Raw genomic sequence first — 25,137 nt, 5'->3', positions numbered from 1 at the left:
CTAGGCACCCCTTCCTGGCGCTCCTGGGGGCGGCTTGATCAAAATATTGTATACAATTCATGTGGCAATGATTTGTAAGAGCTGTCTACAGTAGCGGCACAACAATAAACAGAGAGCCTGCTCCCATGACCACGTCTCACAGCACGTCTCCCGCCCGGCGCCCCGAGGACGAAAACCTCGGCGTCGGGGCCAACCTGGCCTACGGCCTGCAGCACGTCCTGACCATGTACGGCGGCATCGTCGCCGTGCCACTGATCCTTGGCCAGGCGGCGGGACTGGCGCCGGCGGAGATTGGCCTGCTGATCGCCGCCTCGCTGTTCGCCGGTGGCCTGGCGACCTTGCTGCAAACCCTCGGCCTGCCGTTCTTCGGCTGCCAGTTGCCGCTGGTGCAAGGGGTGTCGTTCGCCGGCGTGGCGACCATGGGCGCGATCCTCGGCAGCCAGAATGGCGGCGGCATGCCAGCCGTGCTCGGCGCGGTGATGGCCGCCTCGCTGATCGGCCTGCTGATCACCCCCGTGTTCTCGCGCATCACCCGCTTCTTTCCGCCGCTGGTGACCGGCATCGTCATCACCACCATCGGCCTGACCCTGATGCCGGTGGCCGCGCGCTGGGTGATGGGCGGCAACAGCGCCGCCGCCGACTTCGGCAGCATGGCCAACGTCGGGCTGGCGGCTCTGACCTTCGCCATCGTGCTGCTGTTGAGCAAGCTGGGCAGCGCCAGCATTTCACGCCTGTCGATCCTCCTGGCCATGGTCGCCGGCACCTTGATCGCCTGGGCGCTGGGCATGGCCGACTTCAGCAAAGTGGGCGACGGCCCGCTGCTGGCCTTCCCTACGCCCTTCCACTTCGGCCTGCCGACCTTCCATATCGCCGCGATCCTGTCGATGTGCATCGTGATCATGGTGACCTTGGTGGAAACCTCGGCGGACATCCTCGCCGTGGGCGAGATCATCGACACCAAGGTCGACTCCCGGCGCCTGGGCGACGGCCTGCGCGCGGACATGGCCTCGAGCATCCTGGCGCCGATCTTCGGCTCCTTCACCCAGAGCGCGTTCGCCCAGAACGTCGGCCTGGTGGCGGTGACCGGAGTGAAGAGCCGCTATGTGGTGGCCACCGGCGGGCTGATCCTGGTGGTGCTCGGCCTGCTGCCGATCATGGGCCGGGTGATCGCCGCCGTGCCCACGCCCGTGCTGGGCGGCGCCGGCATCGTGCTGTTCGGCACGGTGGCGGCCAGCGGCATCCGCACCCTGTCCAAGGTGAGCTACACCAACAACGTCAACCTGATCATCGTCGCCGCCTCGCTGGGCTTCGGCATGATCCCCATCGCCGCGCCGACCTTCTACCACCAGTTCCCCGGCTGGTTCGAGACCATCTTCCACTCTGGCATCAGTTCGGCGGCGATCATGGCCATCGTGCTCAACCTGATCTTCAACCACCTCAAGACCGGCAACTCGGACCAGCAGTCGGTGTTCGCCGCCGGCTACGAGCGCACCATCCAGTACTCGGACATCTCGCAGTTGCGTGACGGCGACTACTTCAAGGACGGCAAGCTGTTCGATGCCGAGGGCCACGAAGTGCCGGTGAAGAACGAGGCCGAGCCGGGCGCCCGGGGCCGGCGGCGCAAGGTGGTGGCGCAGCATTGAGTGGTGGCAGCGGCTTTGTCGGTAGCCACGGGTGAGCTCGCGTCTGCGAGTGATCGCAGAAGCCCGTTCACCCGCGCCCTTCACTCACGCCCGACGAAATACCGGTTCAACACATCGACGTCCGTCGCCTCCAGCACCCCCGCCAGATAGCGCAACTGCACCCAGGCACGCAGATATTCGTGGCGCGCCTGGGCCAGGTCACGCCGCGCGCCGTACAACTGCTGCTCGGCATCGAGCACATCGAGGTTGACCCGCTCACCGCCCTGGACGCTGCGCCGGGTCGCCTCCACCAACGCACTGGCCGCCTTCACTGCCAGGCCGTAGGCGCGGATTTTCGCCGTGCTGCTGGCGCACAGGTTGAACTGCCGACGCAACTGGTTGAGCGTGTCGCTGACTTGCGCGTCCACCTGGAACTGCAAGCCGTCGCGCTCGGCGCGGGCCTGGCGCACCCGCGCCGACACCCCGCCCCCGGCGTACAGCGGCACGCTCAGTTGCAGACCGACACTGTCGGTGTCATAGCGCTGGTTGTAGGTGCTCTCGGAACTGGAACTGGAAATGCCTTTGCTGACGTAGGCGCTCAAACTGGGCAGATGCCCGGCGCGCTGGCGCTCGATGCCCTGTTCGGCCGCCTCCAGTGCATGACGCTGGCTCGCAAGCTCGGCGTTGTGAGCCACGGCCAGGTCGCGCCACGGCTCGAAGCGCGCAGGCGACAGCGGCTGCACCGCGAACGTCGCGCGCAGCGGCGCCAGGTCCTCGGCTATCACCGCCTCCCCGGTGATCGCCTGCAAGCTGCGCAGGGCCGCATCGAGGTTGTCGGCCGCTTCGATTTCCTGGGCCTGGGCCAATTCGTAGCGGGCGCGGGTTTCCAGCACATCGGTGCGCGTCCCCTCACCGCCCTGGAGCAAGCGCTGGTTGAGGTGCAACTGCTCGGCGTAGCTGCGCCGCTGGGCCTGGGCCAGGGCGATCTGCTCGGCGGCGAACAGCGCTTCGCTGTAGGCCGCGAACACCCGAACCATCATCTCCTGACCGCGACCGCGCAAGCGCGCGTCGGCCAACGCCGCTTGAGCCACGCCGCGGCGGTAATCGCTCCACAACCCGTAGTCGAACAGCGGCTGCTGCAACGTCAGGGTCGAACTGTAGCTGCGATAGTCACGCTGACTGGTGACGTCGCCGAACTGGCCGCGCTGGGTCACCTCGGAATCGTTACGCGCACGGTTGTAGCGGTAAGACAGGTTAGGCAGCAGACCGGCACGCCCGATGTTCAAGTGCTCGATGCCGGCGTCTCGCTCGGCGAGGGCGGCATGCAAGGTCGGGTCGTTGCGCAGGGCCAGGGCATAGGCGTCGCTCAAGTCCAGCGCGACAGCCCGCAGGCTCACGCCCAGCAACACGAGGAGCCACCACACACGCATCGAATCACTCCTCACTCAAGGCCACATGCACCCGGTCTGCCAGCGGCTTGAACAGGTAGTTGAGCAGCGAGCGCTCGCCGCTGCGCACGAACGCCTCCACCGGCATGCCGGGGCGAATGTCCACACCGGCCAACTGCCGCGTGCCCTCGGCGCTGACCTGGATGCGCACCTGGTAGTAGGGTTGCTGGGTCTTGTCGTCGAGCAGGCGGTCGGCCGACACCAGGCTCACCTCCCCGGCCACGCGCGGCGTAGTGCTCTGGTTGAAGGCGACGAACAGCAACTCCACCGGCAGGCCCGGCTGCAGACGGTCGATCAGTTCCACCGGGGCGCGGGCATCGACCAGCAGCGGGGCGTCGCGGGGGACGATCTCCATCAGTTGTTGCCCCCGGGCGATCACGCCGCCGTTGGTGAACACACTCAGCCCGACCACTGTGCCGGCCACCGGCGCGCGTACCTGAGTGTGGGCCAGTTCGAACTCGGCGCTGCGCAGGCGATTGCCCAAGTCCTCGGCATTGGCCTGGACCTCGCCCAACTGCTGGCGCACCTCGTTCTGGAACTCCTGGCGGCGCTGGCTGGCACGCAAGGTGAGCTCCTGCACCTGGCGCCGGGTGCGGGCGATGTTGCCGAGGTCCTCGGCGATCGCGCCATTGACCTGGGCCAACAGGCGTTCGCTGTCGAGCAGGCGATTGCGCGCGATGTAGCCGTCGCGGGCCAAGTCGCGCAGGCCGCGCAGTTGCTCGTCCAGGGCCTGGCGCTGGGCCTGCTTGCCGAGCAGTGCGCCCTGGAGGCCGCCGAGCGACGCCTGCGCCCCGGCGATGCCCTGGCCCAGGCCAGCCAGCTCCAGCTCACGCGCCTGGGCGCGACTGCTGCGCAGTTGCCGCTGGGTTTCCAACACCGTGGCGACCCACGGCGTGGCCGCGTCGGCGAGCAGGTCCTGGGGAAAGCTCACGGTGGGCGCACCCGCCTCCTCGGCGCGCAAGCGCGCAGCCGTGGCCTGCGCGTTGACGTACTGCACCCGCAGCGAGCCCTGCTGGGCCTGGGCCTGGGTCGGATCGAGACTGAGCAGCACCTGGCCAGCCTCGACCTGATCGCCGTCGCGCACCCGCAACGCGCCGATCACGCCTCCGGTCGGGTGCTGCACCGCTTGCCGGCTCCCGGCGACCACCACGTTGCCGCTCAGCGGCACGCCCTTGTCCAGCGGCGCCAGGGCCGCCCACAGGACGAAGCCGCCGAAGCCGACCAACACCAGCCAACGCCCGGCCCTGGCCGGGGCGCTGGCATCGTCGCGCAGTGGATGAACCCTGTCCGCCGCAGGGGCGGCGCCAGGGCTGAACAGTGGATGCACACTCATGCTCAAGACCTCTGCCCGCTCTGGTTGAAGCTGTAGGTCACCCCGGTGCGCGGCGTGGTGGCCACCGGGGGCGTGGGGCTGGCGGGACGTGCAGCGGCCTGCAGCACCCGCGCAGTCGCATCGAACTGCTGGACCCGGCCTTCATGCAGCACCAGCAGCTTGTCCAGCCCCAGCAGCAGGCTCGACTTGTGGCTGATCATCACCAGCGTGCGGCCCTGAGCCTTGAGTGCCGCGAGTGCTGCCAGCAAGGCGCGCTCGCCCGCGTCATCCAGGCTGGCGTTGGGCTCGTCGAGCACCACCAGCGCCGGCAGCCGATACAACGCCCGCGCCAGGCCGATGCGCTGTCGCTGCCCCCCGGAGAGCCCGGCGCCGCCGTCGCCCAAGCGCGTGTCGTAACCTTGCGGCCATTGCAGAATCAGCTCGTGCACGCCGGCCAACTGCGCGGCCGCCACCACTGCGTCGGCGTCCACCGGGCCAAGGCGGGCGATGTTCTCGGCAACGCTGCCGGCGAACAGCTGCACGTCCTGGGGCAAATAGCCGATGTGCGCACCGAGCAGTGTGCGGTCCCACTGCGCCAGCGCTGCGCCGTCCAGGCAGACCTTGCCCGACAGCGGACTGGCCGCGCCCACCAGCAGTCGCGCCAGGGTCGACTTGCCGGAGCCGGAGGCGCCGATCAGCCCCAGCGATTCGCCCGCCGCCAGCTCGAAGGCCACGCCCTCCAGGCACAACCGCCCCCCGCCCGGTACCGCGGCGCTCAGGTGCTCGACGCGCAACTGTCCGCGAGGGTCAGGCAGCGGCATACCACTGGCCAACGGCGCATGGCGCTGCAGCAGTTGGCCCAGGCGCTCGGCACTCTGGCGGGCCGCGCCCCACTGGCGCCAGACCCCGATCAACTGATCGATCGGCGCCAGCACCCGCGCCATGAGAATGGAGCCGGCGATCATCATACCGGGGCTGATCAGGTGCTCCAGCGCCAGCCACGCGCCCAGGCCCAGTACCAGCGACTGCAGGGCCAGGCGCACGCTCTTGGACACGGCGGTGATCGCTGCGCTGCGCTCGCTGCCCAGGTTCTGCCGGGCCAGAAAGCCTTGGTGCAAGAGGCTCCAGCGCTGGCGCACGGCGCCGAGCATGCCCATCGCCGCGACCGCTTCAGCGTTGCCCAGGTTGCTCGCGGCTTGCAGCACGGCCTGCTGTGACAGGCTTCCGGCTTCGACGAACAGGCCCTCGGTCAGCCGCTCGTTGAGCCAGGCCAGGGCAGCCAGCAGCAGCGCGCCGACCAGCGCCAGCAGGCCCAGCCAGGGGCTGAACAGAAAGATCACCAGCAGGTAGAGCACGAACCACGGCGCGTCGAAGAAGGCGAACAGCGCCTGGCCGGTGGCGAACTGGCGCAGTTGGGTCAGGTCGCCCAGCGCCTGCTGGGCACTGCCCTTGTGCCCCTCCAGGCTGGCCTGGAAAGCGGCGTCGAACACCCGCGGATTGAGTTGCAGGTCCAGCCGCGTGCCCAGGCGGATCACCACCAGGCTGCGCAACCACTCGAGCACGCCGAGAAAAGCGAACAGTCCCAGCACCAAGAGGCTGAGCATCAGCAGGGTCATCTCGTTGCCCGACGACAGCACCCGGTCATAGACCTGCAGCATGTACAGCGCCGGCGCCAGCATCAGTACATTGGCCACGGCGGTGAACAGGGCGACATGGCCCAGGCCGCCCCGGCAGGCCTTCAGGGCCTGCCACAGCTCAGCGGTGGCGGCATTGCGGGATGTACTCATCGCGGACCTCGGAGGACGGGGCGGCGCGGCCATTGACCCGGCCGTCGCCACCTCGCAGAATTTCGCAGCGCCCCGGCCTGGGCCCGACAAGACACGGGCCAGGGTGCCTGCAACAGGGCCAATGACAGAGCGATCTGCCATTGGCCTTTTTCATGCCAAGGTCAGGCCGCCAGGGCCAGGTCCTCAGGCAGTGCCTGCACGCCCACCGCTTCGGCAGCGGCGAAGCTCGACGCACCACCGCCGAGGGCGGCAGCGATGGCGTCGAAGGTGCTGTCGGTGGACACGCCGTAGCTGGCCAACAGATTGTCCAGCACCCCTTCCAGGGCCGAGGTGTTGCCCTGCATCAGGCCGTAGATCACACCTTGCACCTCGTTGCCGGCACGCCCTGCGCCCAGCGCAGCATCCAGGTCCAGGCCATTGAAGCTGACCACGTAGTTGCCCAGGCTAAAGTCGCTGCCACTGCCGCCGCCAAGCACTTCGCCCAGGCTGACGTTGTCCAGCGAACCCCACAGGTAGTGGTTGAGGTTGTCGCCCGGCGCCTTGGACGGATCGAACACGTAATGCAGGCCGTTGGCGGTGTTGGAGTCGGCGATGAAGGCGTAGTCCGAGCCGTTGGCGCCATGGGTGGCGTACTGGTCACCGTCGAAGGTGCCGTTGCTGAAGCCGCCGGTGTTGCTATAGCCGTGGCCGGCGGTGACGAAACCTGCGCTCCAGAAGGCCAGGTAGTCGTCGACGGTAGCGCTGCCGAAGGCTGGATCGTAGGTGACGGAAATAGTCATGACGGTTCCTCTGTGCTGCGTGGTCAAAGCGAAGGCCAACGGCCCTCGTGTCGCCCGGAATGGGCAAACTCAGGGGTTCAGAATCGGTATTCGAGCATGCCGCTCAAGGTCCGGCCGCGGGCCAGGGACAGGTTGTTGGCATCGCCCATGGCGACGAAATAGGCTTCGTCGGTGGCGTTCTCCAGCGACAGCGCCAGGTTCAGGCTGGGGGTCATCCAGTAGCTGGCATAGAGGTCGTAGACCTTGTACTTGGGCCACATGGCCTGGTCGATCTGGCTGTAGCCATGGGTGTCGAGGTTCTTGCCATTGCCTTCGCTGTAGCGCAGGCGCATGCCCACATCCAGGGTGCGCTCGAGAAAGCGCATGCCCAAGGTCAACGCGCCACGGTCGGCCGGCATGTAGGCGGCATTGCCCATGATGTCGCCACAGCTCACCCGGTTGTTTTCCGTGGCGTTGGCTTCGGCCCGCGAGACCCGCACCGGCAGCATGAGGATGCGGCTGCCGACGCGCACTGGACGTAGCACGGTGCCGGCGCTGACCAACTGCTGGGCGCCGCCGAGGTAGAACTGGTTGGAGCAGAAGTCGTTGCTGCCGATCATGTGCGTGTAGCTGAGCTGGCCGTAGTAGTCGCCAGCGTCGTAGTCCAGGCTGTACTCCACACCGCGAAAACGCGTGGCTTGCAAGTTGTTCTGGTACGCCGAACGGCCCAGGGCGATGCCCGAGACACTGGAGCCGGGCAGGCTGACGTTGGTGTCGAGAAACGAGAAATGGTCGATGCGCGTGTCGAAGTAGGCGACCTTGGCGGCGAAGCGATCACCGTCGCGCAGCAGCGATTGCTTGAAGATGTTCAGCCCCAGTTCCCAGTTGTGCGATTGCTCGGCCTGCAGGAACGGATTGGGGTAGACCATCTCGTTGCCGCCGCCGTGGGGACGTCCGCTCATGTACGCCTCGGTGACCGCCGGCGGGCGCCAGCCACGGCCCCAGCGGGTGTAGAGCTGTAGCCAGTCCGGCCCGGGCTTGACGGCGATGCCGAAGGTCGGCGAGAAACGCCCCTCTTCACGCTCCTGGTCGAACAGCAGGTCGGTCCGCTGGCGCCGCAGGTTGGTCTCGGTGATGCCCTCGGGGTACAGCCAAGTGGTCACGCCGGTCTTGCCGGTGAGGCGATAGCGGTCGTAGCGCAGGCCCGCATCGACGGTCAGCCAGTCGTCGTGCTCGTAGCTGAGGTTGCCGAACAGGCTGGCCATGACCCGCTTGCCGGTGGGGTTGGCGCCTTGGACATACGGCAGCGATTCGGTTTCGTTGGTGGCCGCCACACGCTCGGTACTGGGCCGGAAGCGGTCCTGGAACATTTCGCTGCCGTAATTGAAGGTCAAGCTGTCGGCCTTGAACAACTGCCAGCGCGAGGTGTTCTGCACCTGCAAGCCCCAGGTATCGGTCTGGTAGCGGTCGCTATAGCCTTCGACCCGGTTGCCGCTGGTGGCCGAGGCGGCGTTGTCGGCATTCCAGCGGTCCTGGCGGGTGGTGACGTAGTACAGCTTGGCCTTGAAGTCCACCAGGTCGCTGGGGTTGAGGCTGTAGTCCAGCGCCGCGTTCCTGGCGTTGATGTCGTTGCTGCCGGTGACGCGGTAGTAGTACTCATGGCTACCGGCGTCCTTGACCGTCCAGGCGTCCTTGCTGTCGGTGTCGGTCTCGAAGTAGCTGAACTGCAGGCGCTGGGTGTCGGGCAGGTTGAGGCCGAGCTTGAAGATCTGCGAGCGCGTCACGCTGTCCATGGCGCCGACTTCGCCGTTGAGCCAGTGCTTCCACGCCTGGCGGTCCTCCAGCTTGCCGCGCATTTGGGTACCGAGGTTGCCGGCGTGCTGGGTGCCGCTGCGGTAGTCGCCAAAATGGCGCTCGCTGTGGCCGACCAGGATGTCACCCACTTCGTTGCCCAGGGCGAACAGCGCGCTGCCGTTGAAGTAGGTACCGTTGCCCAGCTCGCCGATGCCGTGACCGGCGCGCAGGCGTCCACCGATCTCCTTGTCCGGACCGAGCAGGTCGCGGGCCTCGACCGTGTTGAAACTGGCGATGCCGCCGATCACGCCAGCACCGCCCATACCGGCCGAGGTGCCTTTGTCGATTTCCACGTTCTGCACGAACTCCGGGTCGATGAACATCACGCCATTGCGCTGCTGGTGACCGTTGACGCTGAAGTTCTGGCGCATGCCGTCGATGTTCATGTTGACCCGGCCGTAGTCCTGTACGCCGCGGATGTTCACCGACAGACCGGGGTCGCGCTGGTTGACCGCGGTGTAGACGCCGGCGGTCTGCTCCAGCAGGTCGGCCGCGTGACGCGGCGGGCGCTGGTCGATCTGCGCGCGGGTGATGACGCTGACCGAGCGCGGCGCCATGTACACCCAGTCGCCGTCACGGCTGGACTCGACATGGGTGGCGCCCAGCTCGACGCTGTGCTCGCCAGCCTCGACCCGCTCCAGGCTCACTTGACCAGGGGCGCTGAAGCGATAGCGCACCGGCGTGCCCTGCAGCAACCGACGCAAGCCGTCCTCGATCGCGTGCGAGCCCTGCAGACCGGGGCTGTTCAGTCCGGCCAGCTTGCGGCTGTCGAAGAACACCTGCACCCCGGATTGCTCGGCATAGGCGAGCACCGCGCGGTCGAGTGCCTGGGCCGGGATGTCGAAGCGGATCAGTTGGCGCTCGGCGCGCTCGACCGGTGCGGCGGCCTGCACCTGGCCGATCCCCATCGGCAAGGCGCAGGTGCCCAGGGCCAGGCTGCTGGCCAGGGCGAGGCGACTCAACGGTCGCGGGGTCTGTTGTCGTGGCGTGGTCACTGCGAAGGCTCGTCTGTTGTGGGCGTTTTCTAGTAATGAAAATCAATCTCAACAATCAGACGTGCAGGGGCGGAAAAGTCAGTAAGGGAAAATGAAAAAAGATGCTCAAGGCAGGAATGGCAGCGGCTGCGCGGGGATGTCGGCTCAGGCGCCGCGCCTGCAAAAGTAGCGCAGGACCTGCGGCAGCCGCGATTGGCCGCCCATAGAGGTGCCGAAGCGCGACGGGGTCAGTAGATGACGGTCAGGCCGGGCAGTTCGAGCCGACGGGCCTGCAGCTCATCGCTCAACACCGCGCCGACGGTGGCCAATTGGTCGAGGCGAAACACCCCGCTCACCTCGCGCCGGGCCAGTTGCTCATTCAAAACCAGCCATTGCCCGCTGCGGTAGTGATTGAGCCGGGCCACCACATCGGCCAGCGGCTGGCGCTCGAACACCAGCACCCCGCGCGCCCAGTCGGTGGCCCGTTGCAGGTCCTGCTGCGGCCAGGGACGCACACCGTCTGCCTGGTCGTAGCGCACCGCCTGCCCCTGCTCCACCACTTGATCGGCGCGCCCCCGGTCCGGCGAGTTGAGCAGGTGCACGGCCACCCGGTGCTCTAGCATCCCGACCCAGCCGCCTTCGCCCACATCGCCGACCACGAAGCGCGTACCCAGCGCGCGGGTGGTGGCGCCAGCATGCTCGACCACGAACGGCCGCGGTTCCTGCGCCGACACCGGCGCGGCGCTGAACACCGCTTCTCCCGCCAGCAAGCGCACACGGCGTTGCTGGTCATCGAAGTCCAGGGCAATGGCGCTGCGGGCATCCAGGTCGACCTGGCTGCCATCGGGCAGCGTCACCTGGCGCACTTCGCCGACACCGGTGACGTAGTCGGCACGCCATTGCAGCAGCCAGTGCGGGGCCTGCGCGACACCGAAGGCCAGTACCAACAGCGCGGCGACGCCGGTCATGGCCTGGCGCAGGCGGGAGCGGCGACGCTGGGGACGGGTGGCGACACGGGGGTACGAGGACGCCAACGCGGCCAATCCGCCCAGGTCGGCCCAGGTTGCCTGGGCGAAGGCATAGGCCTGGGCATGCTGCGGATTGGCAGCGCACCACTGGGCCAACGCCCATTGCTGCGCCGGGTCGAGGACGCCACTGGCGGCGCGCACCGCCCACTCTGCGGCCTGCTCGCGAATCGCTTGCTCGGGCGGGTTCTGGCTAGTCACACGGTTCTCTCGCGATCTGGTTATGTCTGGGCTGACGTCTGAAGGGGCGTTTTTCAGTAAACCGTTGGTCAGCCATCCTCGTGCAGGCACTGCATCACATAGGCCAACGCCTTGGCCAGATGCTTCTGCACGGAACTGTCGGAAATGCCCAGGTGACGGGCGACTTCGGCGTGGGTCATGCCCTCCAGTCGATTCAGGCGAAAGACCTGGCCAGTGCGCTCGGGCAGCGCCTGGACAATCGCCAGCAAGCGCCGAAGGTGCTGCTCGCGAGCGACCTGCTCGTCCAACCCCGGACGGTCCTCGACGATGCCTTCGAGGGCCTCGTGGGGCACCAGGTCGGTCTTGCGTCGCTGCTGCTGGCGCACGTGGTCGATCATCAGGTTGTGCGCGGTGCGGTACAGGTAGCCAGGCGGGTTGTCCAAGGGCTCCTGACGCTGCTGCTCGGCCAGGCGCAGGAAACTCTCCTGCACCAAGTCGGCGGCCAACTGCGGATCGCGCACCTTGCGCGTGAGCAGGCCCTGCAAGGTTTTCGCATGCTTGATGAACAAGCGCTTGAGGTCGGACTCCGCCACACGCACTCCCGCTGGTGCTCGCAAGGTGGCGGAATGCTACTCGCTACTGAGAATCAGTTGCAAGTGAGTCGATCACTCGAACAACGCGTCCAGCGCCTGCTCCAGTCGCGTCACTGCGATCACCTGCAGTCCAGCCGGCGCTTCCTTGGGCGCATTGCCCTTGGGCACGATGGCGCGCTTGAAGCCGTGCTTGGCCGCTTCCTTGAGACGCTCCTGGCCACTGGGCACCGGGCGCACTTCGCCGGACAGACCGATTTCACCGAAAACCAGCAGGCCGTGGGCCAGCGGGCGGTTGCGCAGGCTGGACATCACCGCTGCCAGAAGCGCCAGGTCCGAGGCGGTCTCCAGCACCTTGACCCCGCCGACCACGTTGAGGAACACGTCCTGATCGTGGGTGGGAATGCCGCCGTGGCGGTGCAGCACCGCCAGCAACATGGCCAGGCGGTTCTGGTCCAGGCCCAGGGTGACCCGGCGCGGGTTGGCCAAGTGGCTGTCGTCGACCAGCGCCTGCACCTCCACCAGCATCGGTCGGGTGCCCTCCCAAGTCGCCATCACCACGCTGCCGGGCACTTCCTCCTGGGTCCGGTTGAGGAAGATCGCCGAGGGGTTGGAGACTTCCTTCAGGCCACGGTCGGTCATGCCGAACACACCCAGTTCGTTGACCGCGCCGAAGCGGTTCTTCACCGCCCGCAGCAAACGCAGGCGGCCGTCCGATTCGCCTTCGAAATACAGCACGGTATCGACCATGTGCTCGAGCACGCGCGGCCCGGCCAGCGAGCCTTCCTTGGTAACGTGGCCGACCAGGAAGATCGCCGTGCCGCTCTGTTTGGCGTAGCGCACCAGCAGCGCCGTGCTCTCGCGCACCTGGGCCACGCCGCCGGGCGCCGACTGCAGTTGCTCGGTGAAGATGGTCTGGATCGAGTCGATGACCATCACCCGCGGCTTTTCCTGGCGAGCGGTGGCGATGATGGTTTCGATGCAGGTCTCGGTCATCACCTTGAGCTGGTCCTGGGGCAGCCCCAGGCGCCGCGAGCGCATGGCCACCTGCTGCTGCGACTCCTCGCCGGTGACATACAGCGCTGGCATGTGGGTGGCGATGTTGCACAGGGTTTGCAGCAGGATGGTGGACTTGCCGATGCCCGGATCGCCACCGATCAGCACCACCGAGCCGTCGACCAAGCCGCCGCCGAGCACGCGGTCCAGTTCCGTGCTGCTGGTGGTGAAGCGCGGGATTTCCTCGACGCTGACTTCGGCCAGGGTCTTGATCTGCGCCTGCTGCCCGGTCCAGCCGGCGCGCCCGGCCGGGGCCGCCGCAGCGCCGCTCTCGATCATGGTTTCGACCAGGGTATTCCAGGCGCCGCATTCGCCGCACTGGCCGGCCCATTTGGGAAAGGTCGCGCCGCACTCGGTGCAGCCATACAAGCGCTTGGCCTTGGCCATCGGGTCAGTCTCCTGGGCAAAGACCGCCATGATAGCCGAACGCGCGCGTGCCTCGGCGGCGACGGCCAGCGACAAAACTATTCAGGCTGATGGCAGTCTGTACCCCACGCAGTACAAGAATCGATTCCGTGGCTTACACTGCGTTTACTCATCACTTGTTACAAAGGAAGAACACATGGGCGTGCTCAACGAATTCAAGGCCTTCGCGGTCAAGGGAAATGTCGTCGATATGGCGGTGGGTATCATCATCGGCGCGGCCTTCGGCAAGATCGTCTCGTCGTTCGTGGGCGATGTGATCATGCCGCCATTGGGCCTGCTGATCGGCGGCGTAGATTTCAGCGACCTGGCAATCACCCTCAAAGCCGCCCAAGGCGATGTGCCGGCGGTGGTACTGGCCTACGGTAAATTCATCCAGACGGTGATCGACTTCATCATCGTCGCCTTCGCCATCTTCATGGGCGTCAAAGCGATCAACCGCCTCAAGCGCGAAGAAGCCAAGGCCCCCAGCGTGCCCCCGGCCCCCACCCCGCAGGAAACCCTGCTCACCGAAATCCGCGACCTCCTCAAGAACGGCAACGGCAGCGGCAAGCTGTAAGCGGCAAGCGGCAAGCGGCAAGCGGCAAGTTATAAGCGGCAAGTCGTAAGCTGTGAGCGCCAAGCGGGAGCGCGCACGGCACCGCTTCTACTTGCAGCTTGCCGCTTGCAACTTGCCGCTACCTCACCAGTACGTCTCGACCGCAACTTGGCCGGGGCGTTTGCTGAGGCTCAGTTGCAGGTCGCGGGCTTTGAGGACTTTGCGGGTCTCGTCGATCATCTGCGGGTTGCCGCAGAGCATGATGCGCGAGTGCTCGGGCGACAGCTCCAGGCCGGCGGCGCGCTCCAGCTCGCCGGTTTCGATCAGCGTGGTGATGCGCGCGTTCAGCGCGCCGGGGTGGGATTCGCGGGTGACCACCGGGATGAACTGCAGCTTGCCGGCGAACTCGGTCAGGTATTCACGCTGCTCGAGGCCCGCGATCAGGTCCAGGTAGGCCAGCTCCTTGGCTTCGCGCACCGAATACACCAGTTTGATTGTGTCGAAGCGCTCCCAGGCCTCGAAGTCCTGGAGGATCGACACGAACGGCGCGATGCCGGTGCCGGTGGCCAGCAGCCACAGGTCGCGGCCGTCGACGAAGCGGTCCAGGGTCAGGTAGCCGTAGGCCTGGCGCTCGATCAGCAGGCTGTCGCCCTTCTGCAAGCGGCTCAGCTCGCTGGTGAATTCGCCATCCGGCACCACGATCGAGAAGAAATCCAGAAACTCGTCGTGCGGGGCGCTGACCATCGAGTACGCACGCCACACCACGCTGCCATCGGCCTTGGTCACCCCCAGACGCGCGAACTGGCCCGAGCGGAAACGAAAGCCCGGATCGCGTGTGACCCGCAGACTGAATAGGTTCGGCGTCAGTGGCTGCACATCGAGCAAGGTCTGGGAAGTGTATTTGTCGGCGCTGGCGGTCATGAGGGGCTCCTGGAATGATTGCGCCCAGTGTCTCGCAAACCGCCGCGAAGAAACACCGCGCGGCTGTAGGCGTATAGCTTAAGAGCAAGAAATTACCCTGCACTTCGTCGCTATAGCCAAAAATTCCCAGCGGTTTTTACAGCTTTTTCTACACTCAAGTGGGCAAGTCCAATCCTGGATCCAACTGGAGCAGCGTCATGCCGCACTGGAAGCAAGAAAAGCTGCAGACCCTGCTCGGGGAGCGGCACCCCGAAAGAATGTTCGACCAGGCCATCTTGCTGGCGCAAGAGATGGGCATGATGTACCTCGGGTTGGTGTTGCACCTGCACATTCCGGCACGTCACCCGCAGACCATCCTGTACAACAATTTTCCCGAAGCGTGGAACGAGCGCTTTCGCGCCGACCGCGATTTCATCCTCCAGGACCCGGCCATCAACCGCAGCCGCATCAGCGCCGTTCCGGTGCTGTGGGAGGATGAGCTGTACGAGGAGGTGCCCGATTTTCGTGAGGCCGCGTGCACCCATGGCCTGCGTCATGGCTGGACGCAGTCGCTCTACGACCGCTACAACCACGAGAGCCAATTGAGCGTGGCACGCAGTCAGCGCCGTATTTCCGCCCACGAACTGCTCAGCAAAAGCGCACAGCTTTTATGGTTGCACAATGTGCTGCACGAGCTGATCTGCGAGCACCACCGCCGAGCGGAAAGCCCGTCCCATGAGCTGACAGAGCGCGAACTCGAAGTCACCAAATGGACAGCCGACGGCAAGACCGCTTCAGACATCGCCTGCATCCTCTCCCTCTCCCCCAGCACCGTGAACTTCCACATCCGCAGCGTCATCACCAAACTCGGCGTCACCAACAAGACCGCTGCCGTTGCGGTCGCCGCGGCTCGCGGTTTGATCTGGAAGTGACTGCCGCTGCCTGGCAAAGCCTGTAGAATCGAGCGTTTTCCAGCACGCAGACGACCTCTGCGCGCACAGCCGTTTCGAGCCCGTTTCCCATGCCTCTGCTCACCAGCCCCTTCGCCGAACTCGACCTGATCCGCCAGCCGGAGCAGAACAACGACCCGCTACAGGCCTTCGACGCCGCCGACGAATACCTGCTCTCGCACCTGGCCACCCAGGCGCCCGCCGCCGACGCCCGGGTGCTGATTCTCAACGACAGTTTCGGCGCCCTGGCCGCGAGCCTGGCTGGGCAAGTGCAGGTGATCAGCAGCGGCGACTCGCACCTGGCTCACCTGGCGCTGGAGAAGAACCTGGCGCGCAACGGCAAGCCCTTCGACTGCGTGCCATTCGTGCCGGCCAGCGCCGCTTGGCAGGGGCCGTTCGACCGCGTGCTGGTGCGCGTGCCGAAGACCCTGGCCTTGCTCGAAGAGCAGTTGATTCGCTTGCAGGGCCATCTGGCGCCGGGCGCCGAAGTAATCGCCGGCGCCATGATCAAGCACCTGCCGCGCGCGGCGGGCGATTTGCTGGAGCGCTACATCGGCCCGGTGCAGGCGTCGCTGGCGCAGAAGAAAGCGCGTTTGCTGACCGCCACGTTCGCCGAACGCCCACAGGCAGCGTCGCCCTATCCCACGCGCTACCGCCTGGACAGCCCGGCGCTGGAACTGCTCAACCACGCCAACGTGTTCTGCCGCGAAGGCCTGGACATCGGCACCCGCGCCTTCCTGCCCCACCTGCCGCGCGACTTGGGCCAGGCACGTATCGCCGACCTGGGGTGCGGCAACGGCGTGCTGGGCATCGCCAGCGCGCTGCTCAACCCGCAAGCGCAGCACACCTTGGTGGATGAGTCGTACATGGCCGTGCAGTCGGCGCGGGAGAACTGGCAGGCGGCATTGGGCGACCGGCTGGCGGATATCCGTGCGGATGACGGGCTGGCGGGGCAGGACAAGCAATCGCTGGACGTGGTGCTGTGCAACCCACCGTTCCACCAGCAGCAGGTGGTCGGCGATTTCCTCGCCTGGCGCATGTTCCAGCAGGCGCGCGAAGCGCTGGTGGTGGGCGGCGCCCTGTACATCGTCGGCAACCGCCACTTGGGTTATCACAGCAAACTGGCGCGGCTGTTCCGCGGCGTTGAACAAGTGGCCGCGACGCCCAAGTTCGTGGTGCTCAAAGCCCGCAAGTAACGCCTGGACATGTGTGGACGCGGCCCCGGCGATGGGTGCGGCGAAGCTGAAAACCTGGGACCGCTGCGCGGTCCATCGCGACGCAAGGCCGCTCCCACAAGGGCCGGTGAGCTGCCAGAAATTGAGCAAGACAGTCGCGCCCTTAGCCTCTAGCGCTCGATGATCTCCCAATCTGTCTGACACCGCGCCGGCTGCGTTTGGGAGATACCTGAAATTGAGCAAGACAGTCGCGCCCTTAGCCCCTTGCGCTCGATGATCTCCCAATCTGTCTGACACCGCGCCGGCTGCGTTTGGGAGATACCTGAAATTGAGCAAGACAGTCGCGCCCTTAGCCCCTTGCGCTCGATGATCTCCCAATCTGTCTGACACCGCGCCGGCTGCGTTTGGGAGATACCTGAAATTGAGCAGGACAGTTGCGCCCTTAGCCCCTTGCGCTCGATGATCTCCCAATCTGTCTGACATGACGCCGGCTGCGTGGGAGCGGCCTTGCGTCGCGAAAAGGGCCGCAAAGCGGCCCCGGCGATCTCAAGCGAACACTGGCGCGTGCTCAATGGGTGGTCAAACCCGCCGCATTCATGAACAGGCGCATGCCATAGGCCACCACGCCCAGCGCCGCGACGCTCAGTGCCCAGATCAGCACCAACCAGCCCAAGCGCTGCCATAACGGCTTCTTCTCTTCGACCGTCATCACCCTGCCCTCCTCAGTGATACCCGTCATCGTGGCGCACCTTGCCGCGGAACACGTAATAGCTCCAGAAGGTGTACCCCAGGATCAGCGGCAGGATGAACAGCGTGCCCACCAGCATGAAGCCTTGGCTCTGCGGCGGCGCAGCGGCCTCCCAGATGGATATCGACGGCGGAATGATGTTCGGCCACAGGCTGATGCCCAGCCCGCTGTAGCCCAGGAAGATCAGCACCAGCGTCAGCAGGAACGGCAGGTAGTTGGCATGCCGCGCCACCGCCTTGAGCAAGCCGTAGAAGGTCACCAGCACCAGCACAGGCACCGGCATGAACCAGATCAGGTTGGGCATGCTGAACCAGCGCTCGGCGATCTGCCCGTAGGCCAGCGGCGTCCACAGGCTGACGATGCCGATCACCACCAGCAGCACCAGCGCCAACGGCCGGGCCAGGTCGTGCATCTGCTTCTGCAGCGGGCCTTCGGTCTTCATGATCAGCCAGGTGCAGCCCAGCAACGTGTAGGCCACGATCAACCCCACCCCACTGAACAGGCTGAACGGCGTCAGCCAGTCCAGCGTGCCACCGGCATAGTGCCGATCGACCACCTTGAAGCCTTCGATGAAGGCGCCCAGCGCCACGCCCTGGAAGAACGTCGCCACCAGCGAGCCGCCGATGAACGCCTTGTCCCACAGATGACGCTTGTCGTCGGTGGCCTTGAAGCGGAACTCGAAGGCCACGCCCCGGAAGATCAACCCCACCAGCATCAGCATCAACGGCAGGTAAAGCGCCTCCAGCACCACCGAATAGGCCAGCGGAAACGCCCCGAACAGCCCCGCGCCGCCCAGCACCAGCCAAGTCTCGTTGCCGTCCCAGACCGGGGCGACGGTGTTCATCATCACATCGCGGTCACGCTCGCCCTTGACGAAGGGGAAAAGCATGCCGATACCCAGGTCGAAACCATCCATGACCACGTACATCATCACCCCGAAGATGATGATCACGGCCCACATCAGTGGCAGATCGATACCCATGGCTCAGTTCCCCTCGTTCAGGCTGGCGTGCTGCGGCGTACCGCGATCATCGGCGGCGGACAACGGCCGCGCCGGCGTGCGTTGCTGCCCCGGACCACCCGGCGGCTGACTGTCGCCCTCGCCGCTGGCCGGACCCTTGCGCACCAGGCGCATCATGTAGCCCAAGCCGGTGCCGAACAGCGCGAAGTACACCACCACGAACATCACCAAGGTGAAGCCAAGTTGCAGGGTGCTGTGGTTTGACACCCCATCGGCGGTACGCATCAGCCCGTACACCACCCACGGCTGACGCCCCACCTCCGTGGTGAACCAGCCGGCCAGAATGGCGATCAGCCCGGATGGCCCCATCCACAGCGTCAGGTACAGGAACGGCCGCGAGCTGTACAAGGTGCCGCGCTTGCGCAGCCACAGACTCCACAGACCGACCAGGATCATCAACATGCCCAGCCCGACCATGACCCGGAACGACCAGAACACGATGGTCGAATTGGGCCGGTCCTCAGGCGCGAACTCCTTCATGGCCGGCACTTGCTGGTCCAGGCTGTGGGTCAGGATCAAGCTGCCCAGCGCCGGAATCTCGATCTTGAACCGCGTGGTCTCGGCCTGCATGTCCGGCAGCCCGAACAGGATCAGCGGCGTCGGCTCGCCCGGCGTGTTCTCCCAGTGCCCTTCGATGGCCGCGATCTTCACCGGCTGGTGCTTGAGCGTGTTCAGGCCATGGAAGTCGCCGATCACCGCCTGGATGGGCGCGACGATCAGCGCCATCCACATGGCCATCGACAGCATCTTGCGCACCGCCGGGTTGTCCCGCCCGCGCAGCAGGTGCCAGGCCGCCGACGCACCGACGAAGAACGCCGTGGCCACGAACGCGGCCGTGGCCATGTGCATCAGGCGGTAGGGGAACGACGGGTTGAAGATGACCAGGAACCAGTCCATTGGCACCACACGACCGTCGATGATCTCGTGGCCCTGGGGCGTCTGCATCCAGCTGTTGGAGGCGAGAATCCAGAAGGTCGACACCAGCGTGCCGATCGCCACCATCACCGTGGCGAAGAAGTGCAGCCCCCGGCCCACGCGGTTCCAGCCGAACAGCATGACGCCCAGGAAACCGGCTTCCAGGAAGAAGGCGGTGAGCACTTCGTATGTCAGCAGCGGGCCCGTGATCGACCCGGCGAAGTCGGAGAACCCGCTCCAGTTGGTGCCGAACTGATAGGCCATGACCAGCCCGGAGACTACGCCCATGCCGAAGTTGACGGCGAAGATCTTCGACCAGAACTGGTAAAGGTCACGGTAGACGCGGTTGTCGGTCTTCAGCCAGAGGCCTTCGAGCACCGCAAGATAGCTCGCCAGACCAATGGTGATGGCTGGGAACAGAATGTGGAAGGAGACGGTAAACGCAAACTGGATTCGGGCGAGCTCCAAGGCTTCCAAACCGAACATGATGCTTCCTCTTCAGGTAATCAGGCGTTCGGGCTCGTGACCCGCACGCTCACTGCCCCTACAGATGATCGAGTGCGCTGTTGTCGGATTGTTCTGTTCGATCGCAGGGAACCTGGCCGGTCGGCCGTATCGTTGCATCTGGAACGATTGATCCAGATCAACGACTGAAGCCAAGCATAGACCCGAACGCCAGCACAGGCTGTGTGGTTGTTTGCCGCGTGACCGGTTGCCTCACCCTCTTTACCTTCGCAACATTTCGTGCGCAAACCTCCGGCAACGCCAATGGAACCCTTGGCCAAAGGCCACAGTCCACTTTTCAGGCCCACTTTCCCGCGGCCTTCACGAGGAGACACCCATGAAAGGTACTGCGCTTTCCGCCGTATTCGCGGCTGCCACCCTGCTGGCCTCGCCGGTGTTCGCTGCGACTGACCTGTGTACGACCAACCTGCAAAAGATCAGCGATCAGATGGTCACCGTCGGTGCCACCTCCGAAGGCTTGATCGATACCCTCAACAAACACATCGACGAAGCCAAGGCCGCACAGGCCGCAGGCAAAAACGATGAATGCATCGCCATCACCGAAAAGGTGCTGGAGCGTTTGAACAAGACTGAAAAAGGCAGCAGCGGCGCCTGATTCGGGGCCGTGGCAAGGGCGGCGGCACCCGCTGTCGACGCCGCCCCTGTAAAGGCGTATACTGCGCGGCACGTGTCGCGAGATACGTCAGCTAGAGCTGAGTGTGGGGCCGATTAGGATTCGACGCCGGTCGCGAAACTCTAGGTGCATGCCGAGTTGGTAACAGAACTCGTAAATCCACTGTTGCAACTTTCTATAGTTGCCAATGACGAAAACTACGAGGGCTACGCTCTCGCTGCGTAAGCAGCTGAGCCCGCTCTCCTGGTAGCTTCGGCTCCAGCAATCACCAGGGGATGCCTGTAAACCCGAAGTGATTGTCATACAGAACAGGATCGTCGTGTAGCACGTTGGGGGCAAAGCGACTAAAACTTACCCAACTCGTCCAAAGCACCCTGCCACTCGGGCGGCTGCGGATTAACTCAATTGAGATGGCTAAGCATGTAGTACCGACAGCGGAGTACTGGCGGACGGGGGTTCAAATCCCCCCGGCTCCACCAAATGATAAAAAAAGACGTCCACGGACGTCTTTTTTTGTGCCTGAAACCCAGCAAATACGCGGCTTCCAGCGCTTTTGCGGTCTTTCAAGAGTTTTTGAGTTCCAGCCATTCGGGTATTCCAGGCGGTATTCCAGCTCACCCAGTGCTAATCTTTGGAATACCGAATCAGTGCCTGAGGACAAACTCATGCCTGCTCAAAACCTCCGCCTCTCCGATCGACAACTCAAAGGAGTCAAACCCGCGTCCAAGGATTACGTCCTCACAGACGGTGACGGTTTGCAGCTCCGAGTACGCAGCAACGGCTCGTTGCTGTGGAATTTCAACTACCGCGAACCGGTGACCAAGAAGCGCATCAACATTGGCTTCGGGACCTATCCCGAACTGTCACTGGCGAACGCACGAAAGAAGGCAGTTGAAGCACGCGAGCTGCTCGCCCAAGGCATCGATCCGAAGGTGCAACGCAATACGCTAAATGAAGCCAAACGCGCAGAAACGGAACACACCTTCGAGAACGTGGCCACCGCGTGGTTCGAGCTCAAGAAAGACTCGGTCAACCCGGCCTATGCCGAGGACATTTGGCGGTCACTCTCTCTGCATGTATTCCCCGATTTGAGGACGACCCCACTCGCGAAAATCACCGCACCGATGGTGATCGGATTGCTTCGTCCAATCGAAGCGAAAGGCAGCCTGGAGACGGTCAAGCGTCTAAGCCAGCGGCTAAACGAGATCATGACCTACGGCGTAAATTCCGGCCTGATCTTCGCCAACCCGCTCAGCGGGATCAGGGCGGTTTTCAAGAAGCCCAAGAAAGAGAACATGGCTGCGCTTCCGCCCGAAGAACTCCCCGAGCTTATGCTGGAGATCGCGAACGCCAGCATCAAACGCACCACTCGTTGCCTGATCGAATGGCAGTTGCACACGATGACTCGCCCCGCCGAGGCGGCGACTACTCGCTGGGCAGACATCGACTTCGAAAGGCGTGTCTGGACTATCCCACCGGAGCGGATGAAGAAGCGCCGTCCACACAGCATCCCATTGAGTGATCACGCTGTCGCACTATTGGAGTCGCTGAAGACTCACAGCGGCCATCGCGAATACGTCTTCCCGGCAGACCGCAATCCGCGCACCCACGCCAATAGTCAGACCGCCAACATGGCGTTGAAACGTATGGGCTTCCAGGATCGGTTGGTGAGCCACGGCATGCGCTCGATGGCCAGCACCATCTTGAATGAGCATGGCTGGGACCCGGAGCTTATTGAGGTCGCACTGGCGCATGTCGACAAGGATGAGGTGCGGAGCGCCTACAACCGAGCCGACTACATCGAGCGCCGACGACCGATGATGGCGTGGTGGAGTGAGTACATTCAGAAAGCCGCCACCGGCAGCCTACTCGCCTCCGCGTATGGCCAAGTCAGAGGCAAGAACGTGGTGCCGATCCGCTAGCGCTTTACAGGCGCAATAACGGCGGCGTCAGCAACTGAGCGCTCAAGATTCAGGGAAAGCAGCCTCGTTTATCCGCTTGTCAGCGCGGGTCCATCCAAACAGGGCTGCGAAGCCGCCCTGTTTGGATGGACCTCACTTTGAAGAGCTAAAAGCCACGAAGCTGTCCGGGATTTACCACGGCATTCCACCGATGGATAACCGCTTTTCACGTCCCCAAGAGCGCTTAATTTCGGCCCTTGACCGGGTTTATCCACAGGCGTAGAACTGGCCGTGCAAGCGCTGTCGATGACAGCACCCCAGGTGACCCGAACCTTAAAGGTCACGCCGCTCCCGCGGTGGTTCTCCCCAAAGGCGATTCGCATCCGGCAGCTCGCCCGGTCACCTCCCCGGTGATGGATGCTCTTACACCTATAGCGCTCGTGCGCCAGACACACCGTAACTCGCTGCCCTGCAGCAACCTATCCGCTTGGCCGACTACTGCGCCAACCTGTGCCCGTCTCTTTCTTCTGGAAAGAGACGGGCACTTCTACCACTGCTGCAGCCCTGATCGCACATGGCTTTGCGGCATTCCTCCTCGTGACAATCGGCGTGACAAACGCCGATGTCACCAGCAACAGCGCTGTAGATGATGGTGCCGCATACCAAGGAATGGACTGCACCTGACTGACAGTCAGGCATGCCCCGGTCATCGCATTGCTGCTTGCACATGGCTCAGGATCTTCAGGCACTGGTCTCGTCAGCCAATGCTGCCTCCACCCGCCCATCGGTAACGATGCTCAGGAGGCCAGATCATGAGATGCCCTTGCTCCCGGTTGTAAGGAGCCGCCAGTCCTGCATAGAGGACATTCCCCACAGGTCGCAGGGGCCTTGATCCCTGATAACACTCAACATTCTTGGCGGAATGACGTGGGAAGGACGGGAGAGCATAAGAAGAGGTGACCAATATGGCATTGGTGGGTAGAAGCGATGGCCGCAATTTCGGCTACGGCAGGCAATTGAGCTACGCAGGGCCGCAGGCGCTGAAAGACATGTTTGGCGGTGGCCATTACGGAACGGTCAAAGCGCACTGTGACCGTTGGTTGGCTTTCGTAAAGTGGTGCCGCTCCGAACAAGGGCCCGGTATCAATGATGCGCGGCAGATTGATCGAAGTGTGTTGGTCGACTATGCGGCATATCTGCGCGACGTGGTTAGGCGCGGTGACCTCGCCATCAGCACCGCATAAAATCGGCTATCCAGCGTTAACAGGACCATGGCGGCGCTCCGCGGTGATCATTGCGTGAAATTGTCCAGTCCGAGCAAGGCGTTGGGTATGCAGCGCACCGGGGTTCGACAGTCTGTACCACAGGGCCAAAACCGCGAGCAGGTTAAGCAGATCGTTGATGCGCTTTGCGGCCATCATCAGCTAAGGGCCGCTGCAATCGTTCTACTGGCGCGAGCCACCGGCATGCGCTTGCGTGAGGCCATCCTAGCCGACTTGCCACGACTGAGCCGTGAGGCTAATGACCTAGGCAGGATCAACATCCAGGATGGCACCAAAGGCGGCCGAGCTGGTGCCTCAGCGCCGCGTTGGATTGCGGTGGACGACCATGTTCGAGGTGCCCTTGGGTTTGCACGGCAGGTGTCGCCTGCGGGTAGCCGCAATCTGATTGCTCCAGACGAAAGCTACCTCAATCTCCTACAACAAATCATTCGCCCTGCCCGGGATATCCTGCATGCACACAACCTCAAAGGCTTCCATGAACTACGAGCGGCGCACGCATGTGAGCGCTACGAGCAGATCACCCAATGCCCCGCGCCAATCAGTGGTGGCAAATGTTGTCAGGTAGATAGGAACCTTGATAGCGAGGCTCGAAGGCAAATCAGCTACGAGCTGGGGCACGGTCGGATCGACGTGGTCGCCACCTATATTGGAGGACGCACATGAGTAAGCCATTCGATATGGAATTGTTCTTAGCTGGAGTGCTGACCGGATCACACGTCACGCGGCAACGCCATTTGCGGCAGGCGAGAATCATCCAAGTTGAAATCTCAGAGCGCTGGCAGCGACAAACGCCTTGGGCCTGGCAGAAAAAGCACGTGGTTTGGTTTTTTGAGCATCGCCTAAATCGACGCAGTGAGGCGACGCAGTATTACTATTTGCTGACTGTGCGGCTGCTCGCTCGTCGTTTACAAAAAACATGGGGTTTTAATCTCTGAGTGAGACCGGCTGCTATCGACCCAGGCTATGTGGAAACACATGCGCCGTTTAGAAGTCTGCATTGCTACGTAAAATCTGCCAGCGCTTGGTTTGTCAGAAGCCCGAAAATTTGCGTAGGATCGCGATTTTCGCTCGAGTCCTAGGTGCCAAACTTGCTTAAAAAACGTTTTCACACAGCCTGGACCCAAAGCGGAATATCACTTTGCATATTTGAATGCCCGGAGAAGGCTGAACTGAGTCATCCCTCACCAATTTCTGGATGAAGGCTATGCAAATGCGCAAAGTTCAAGGACCACCACACCCCTTGTTGGAACAGCAGATTACGCTCCTACCCTACCTGGTCGCGGCGCTGGGCAATCTATTGGGACTCGCCGTGGAACGCACGGCCGATGTGATCGGCGTGCTCCGCTCCATGGCGCGCAATCTGTGCTGGCCACGGCAGCCCGGGCGAGCCCAGCTCACGCCAATCTAAGCCTCGATGGCCAAATTTATCCGTTGTCGCTGTACCTCACTCAAAGGGCGGCAGCCCAACAGGAATCTTTCGGTGTAGTACCTAGCCCAGGATCAACACAGTGGCTGTCTTCAATATGGCTGTAGCCTCGA

General features: G+C 64.0%; 20 protein-coding genes, 1 other RNA gene and 1 pseudogene. 10 read left to right on the top strand and 12 right to left on the bottom strand.

What is annotated here, in order from left to right:
* The first annotated feature begins 125 nt into the window (after positions 1-125).
* Positions 126-1,643: a nucleobase:cation symporter-2 family protein gene (locus tag ACK2SD_RS04260; protein ID WP_412461438.1), complete on the top strand. Its 1,518-nt coding sequence runs from the start codon at positions 126-128 to the stop codon at positions 1,641-1,643.
* 80 nt (positions 1,644-1,723) lie between these two features.
* Here the strand turns inward: ACK2SD_RS04260 and ACK2SD_RS04255 are convergent, their stop codons facing one another.
* The 8 genes from ACK2SD_RS04255 to radA form a co-directional block, all read right to left on the bottom strand.
* Entirely contained in the window at positions 1,724-3,052 is a 1,329-nt protein-coding gene (locus ACK2SD_RS04255; protein WP_412461437.1) for a TolC family outer membrane protein, read from the bottom strand.
* A gap of 4 nt (positions 3,053-3,056) precedes the next feature.
* Positions 3,057-4,403 (bottom strand): HlyD family type I secretion periplasmic adaptor subunit, encoded by a 1,347-nt coding sequence (locus ACK2SD_RS04250; protein ID WP_412461436.1) that lies wholly within the window; start codon positions 4,401-4,403, stop codon positions 3,057-3,059.
* Positions 4,404-4,405: 2 nt separating this feature from the next.
* Positions 4,406-6,169, bottom strand: a complete 1,764-nt coding sequence (locus ACK2SD_RS04245; protein WP_412461435.1) for a type I secretion system permease/ATPase — start codon at positions 6,167-6,169, stop codon at positions 4,406-4,408.
* A 161-nt stretch (positions 6,170-6,330) separates the two neighbouring features.
* Positions 6,331-6,948, bottom strand: coding sequence for a heme acquisition protein HasA (locus ACK2SD_RS04240; RefSeq protein WP_029614778.1), 618 nt, complete (start codon positions 6,946-6,948; stop codon positions 6,331-6,333).
* A gap of 77 nt (positions 6,949-7,025) precedes the next feature.
* The gene (locus ACK2SD_RS04235; RefSeq protein WP_412462267.1) at positions 7,026-9,689 is read right to left on the bottom strand and encodes a TonB-dependent hemoglobin/transferrin/lactoferrin family receptor; all 2,664 of its coding nucleotides are present in this window, start codon (positions 9,687-9,689) and stop codon (positions 7,026-7,028) included.
* Positions 9,690-10,003: 314 nt separating this feature from the next.
* On the bottom strand, positions 10,004-10,981 hold the full coding sequence (locus ACK2SD_RS04230) for a FecR family protein (protein ID WP_412461434.1): 978 nt from the start codon (positions 10,979-10,981) through the stop codon (positions 10,004-10,006).
* A 68-nt stretch (positions 10,982-11,049) separates the two neighbouring features.
* Positions 11,050-11,553: an RNA polymerase sigma factor gene (locus ACK2SD_RS04225; RefSeq protein ID WP_029614777.1), complete on the bottom strand. Its 504-nt coding sequence runs from the start codon at positions 11,551-11,553 to the stop codon at positions 11,050-11,052.
* Between the two features lie 72 nt (positions 11,554-11,625).
* Positions 11,626-12,993, bottom strand: a complete 1,368-nt coding sequence (radA, locus tag ACK2SD_RS04220) for a DNA repair protein RadA (protein ID WP_029614776.1) — start codon at positions 12,991-12,993, stop codon at positions 11,626-11,628.
* Positions 12,994-13,168: 175 nt separating this feature from the next.
* Between radA and mscL the strand changes: the two genes are divergently transcribed.
* The gene (gene mscL, locus ACK2SD_RS04215) at positions 13,169-13,588 is read left to right on the top strand and encodes a large-conductance mechanosensitive channel protein MscL (protein WP_029614775.1); all 420 of its coding nucleotides are present in this window, start codon (positions 13,169-13,171) and stop codon (positions 13,586-13,588) included.
* 123 nt (positions 13,589-13,711) lie between these two features.
* Here mscL and ACK2SD_RS04210 read toward each other — a convergent pair whose 3' ends face one another.
* On the bottom strand, positions 13,712-14,488 hold the full coding sequence (locus ACK2SD_RS04210) for a ferredoxin--NADP reductase (protein WP_412461433.1): 777 nt from the start codon (positions 14,486-14,488) through the stop codon (positions 13,712-13,714).
* A gap of 197 nt (positions 14,489-14,685) precedes the next feature.
* On the opposite strand from ACK2SD_RS04210, the gene ACK2SD_RS04205 reads away from it, so the two are divergent.
* Both ACK2SD_RS04205 and ACK2SD_RS04200 read left to right on the top strand, forming a co-directional pair.
* Positions 14,686-15,399, top strand: a complete 714-nt coding sequence (locus tag ACK2SD_RS04205) for an autoinducer binding domain-containing protein (protein WP_295481384.1) — start codon at positions 14,686-14,688, stop codon at positions 15,397-15,399.
* 89 nt (positions 15,400-15,488) lie between these two features.
* The gene (locus tag ACK2SD_RS04200) at positions 15,489-16,613 is read left to right on the top strand and encodes a methyltransferase (RefSeq protein ID WP_412461432.1); all 1,125 of its coding nucleotides are present in this window, start codon (positions 15,489-15,491) and stop codon (positions 16,611-16,613) included.
* Positions 16,614-17,160: 547 nt separating this feature from the next.
* Here ACK2SD_RS04200 and ACK2SD_RS04195 read toward each other — a convergent pair.
* From ACK2SD_RS04195 to ACK2SD_RS04185, 3 genes are read right to left on the bottom strand one after another with little or no spacing between them, the layout of a single operon-like run.
* A complete protein-coding gene (locus ACK2SD_RS04195) occupies positions 17,161-17,301 on the bottom strand; it encodes a DUF2474 domain-containing protein (RefSeq protein WP_037028932.1) in 141 nt (46 codons plus the stop codon).
* A 13-nt stretch (positions 17,302-17,314) separates the two neighbouring features.
* Complete coding sequence (gene cydB / locus ACK2SD_RS04190) at positions 17,315-18,322, bottom strand: cytochrome d ubiquinol oxidase subunit II (RefSeq protein WP_116889238.1); 1,008 nt, start codon at positions 18,320-18,322, stop codon at positions 17,315-17,317.
* 3 nt (positions 18,323-18,325) lie between these two features.
* Positions 18,326-19,762, bottom strand: coding sequence for a cytochrome ubiquinol oxidase subunit I (locus ACK2SD_RS04185; RefSeq protein WP_029612703.1), 1,437 nt, complete (start codon positions 19,760-19,762; stop codon positions 18,326-18,328).
* A gap of 355 nt (positions 19,763-20,117) precedes the next feature.
* Here ACK2SD_RS04185 and ACK2SD_RS04180 point away from each other — a divergent pair, with 355 nt between their 5' ends.
* The 6 genes and pseudogenes from ACK2SD_RS04180 (at position 20,118) to ACK2SD_RS04155 (ending at position 25,006) form a co-directional block, all read left to right on the top strand.
* The gene (locus ACK2SD_RS04180; protein WP_412461431.1) at positions 20,118-20,396 is read left to right on the top strand and encodes a hypothetical protein; all 279 of its coding nucleotides are present in this window, start codon (positions 20,118-20,120) and stop codon (positions 20,394-20,396) included.
* A 105-nt stretch (positions 20,397-20,501) separates the two neighbouring features.
* Positions 20,502-20,893, top strand: a transfer-messenger RNA (tmRNA) gene (gene ssrA / locus ACK2SD_RS04175).
* A 186-nt stretch (positions 20,894-21,079) separates the two neighbouring features.
* Positions 21,080-22,336: an integrase domain-containing protein gene (locus ACK2SD_RS04170; RefSeq protein ID WP_412461430.1), complete on the top strand. Its 1,257-nt coding sequence runs from the start codon at positions 21,080-21,082 to the stop codon at positions 22,334-22,336.
* 944 nt (positions 22,337-23,280) lie between these two features.
* Positions 23,281-24,261, top strand: a pseudogene (locus tag ACK2SD_RS04165) (integrase).
* Positions 24,258-24,533 (top strand): hypothetical protein, encoded by a 276-nt coding sequence (locus ACK2SD_RS04160; RefSeq protein WP_412461429.1) that lies wholly within the window; start codon positions 24,258-24,260, stop codon positions 24,531-24,533. Before ACK2SD_RS04165 ends, ACK2SD_RS04160 begins: the two are co-directional and overlap by 4 nt.
* Positions 24,534-24,808: 275 nt before the next feature.
* The gene (locus tag ACK2SD_RS04155; RefSeq protein WP_412461428.1) at positions 24,809-25,006 is read left to right on the top strand and encodes a hypothetical protein; all 198 of its coding nucleotides are present in this window, start codon (positions 24,809-24,811) and stop codon (positions 25,004-25,006) included.
* Positions 25,007-25,137: the final 131 nt, after the last annotated feature.

The organism is Pseudomonas sp. SC11, from assembly GCF_047039205.1.
Taxonomy (GTDB): Bacteria; Pseudomonadota; Gammaproteobacteria; order Pseudomonadales; family Pseudomonadaceae; genus Aquipseudomonas; species Aquipseudomonas boreofloridensis.
This window is presented reverse-complemented; position numbering and strand designations above follow the sequence as displayed.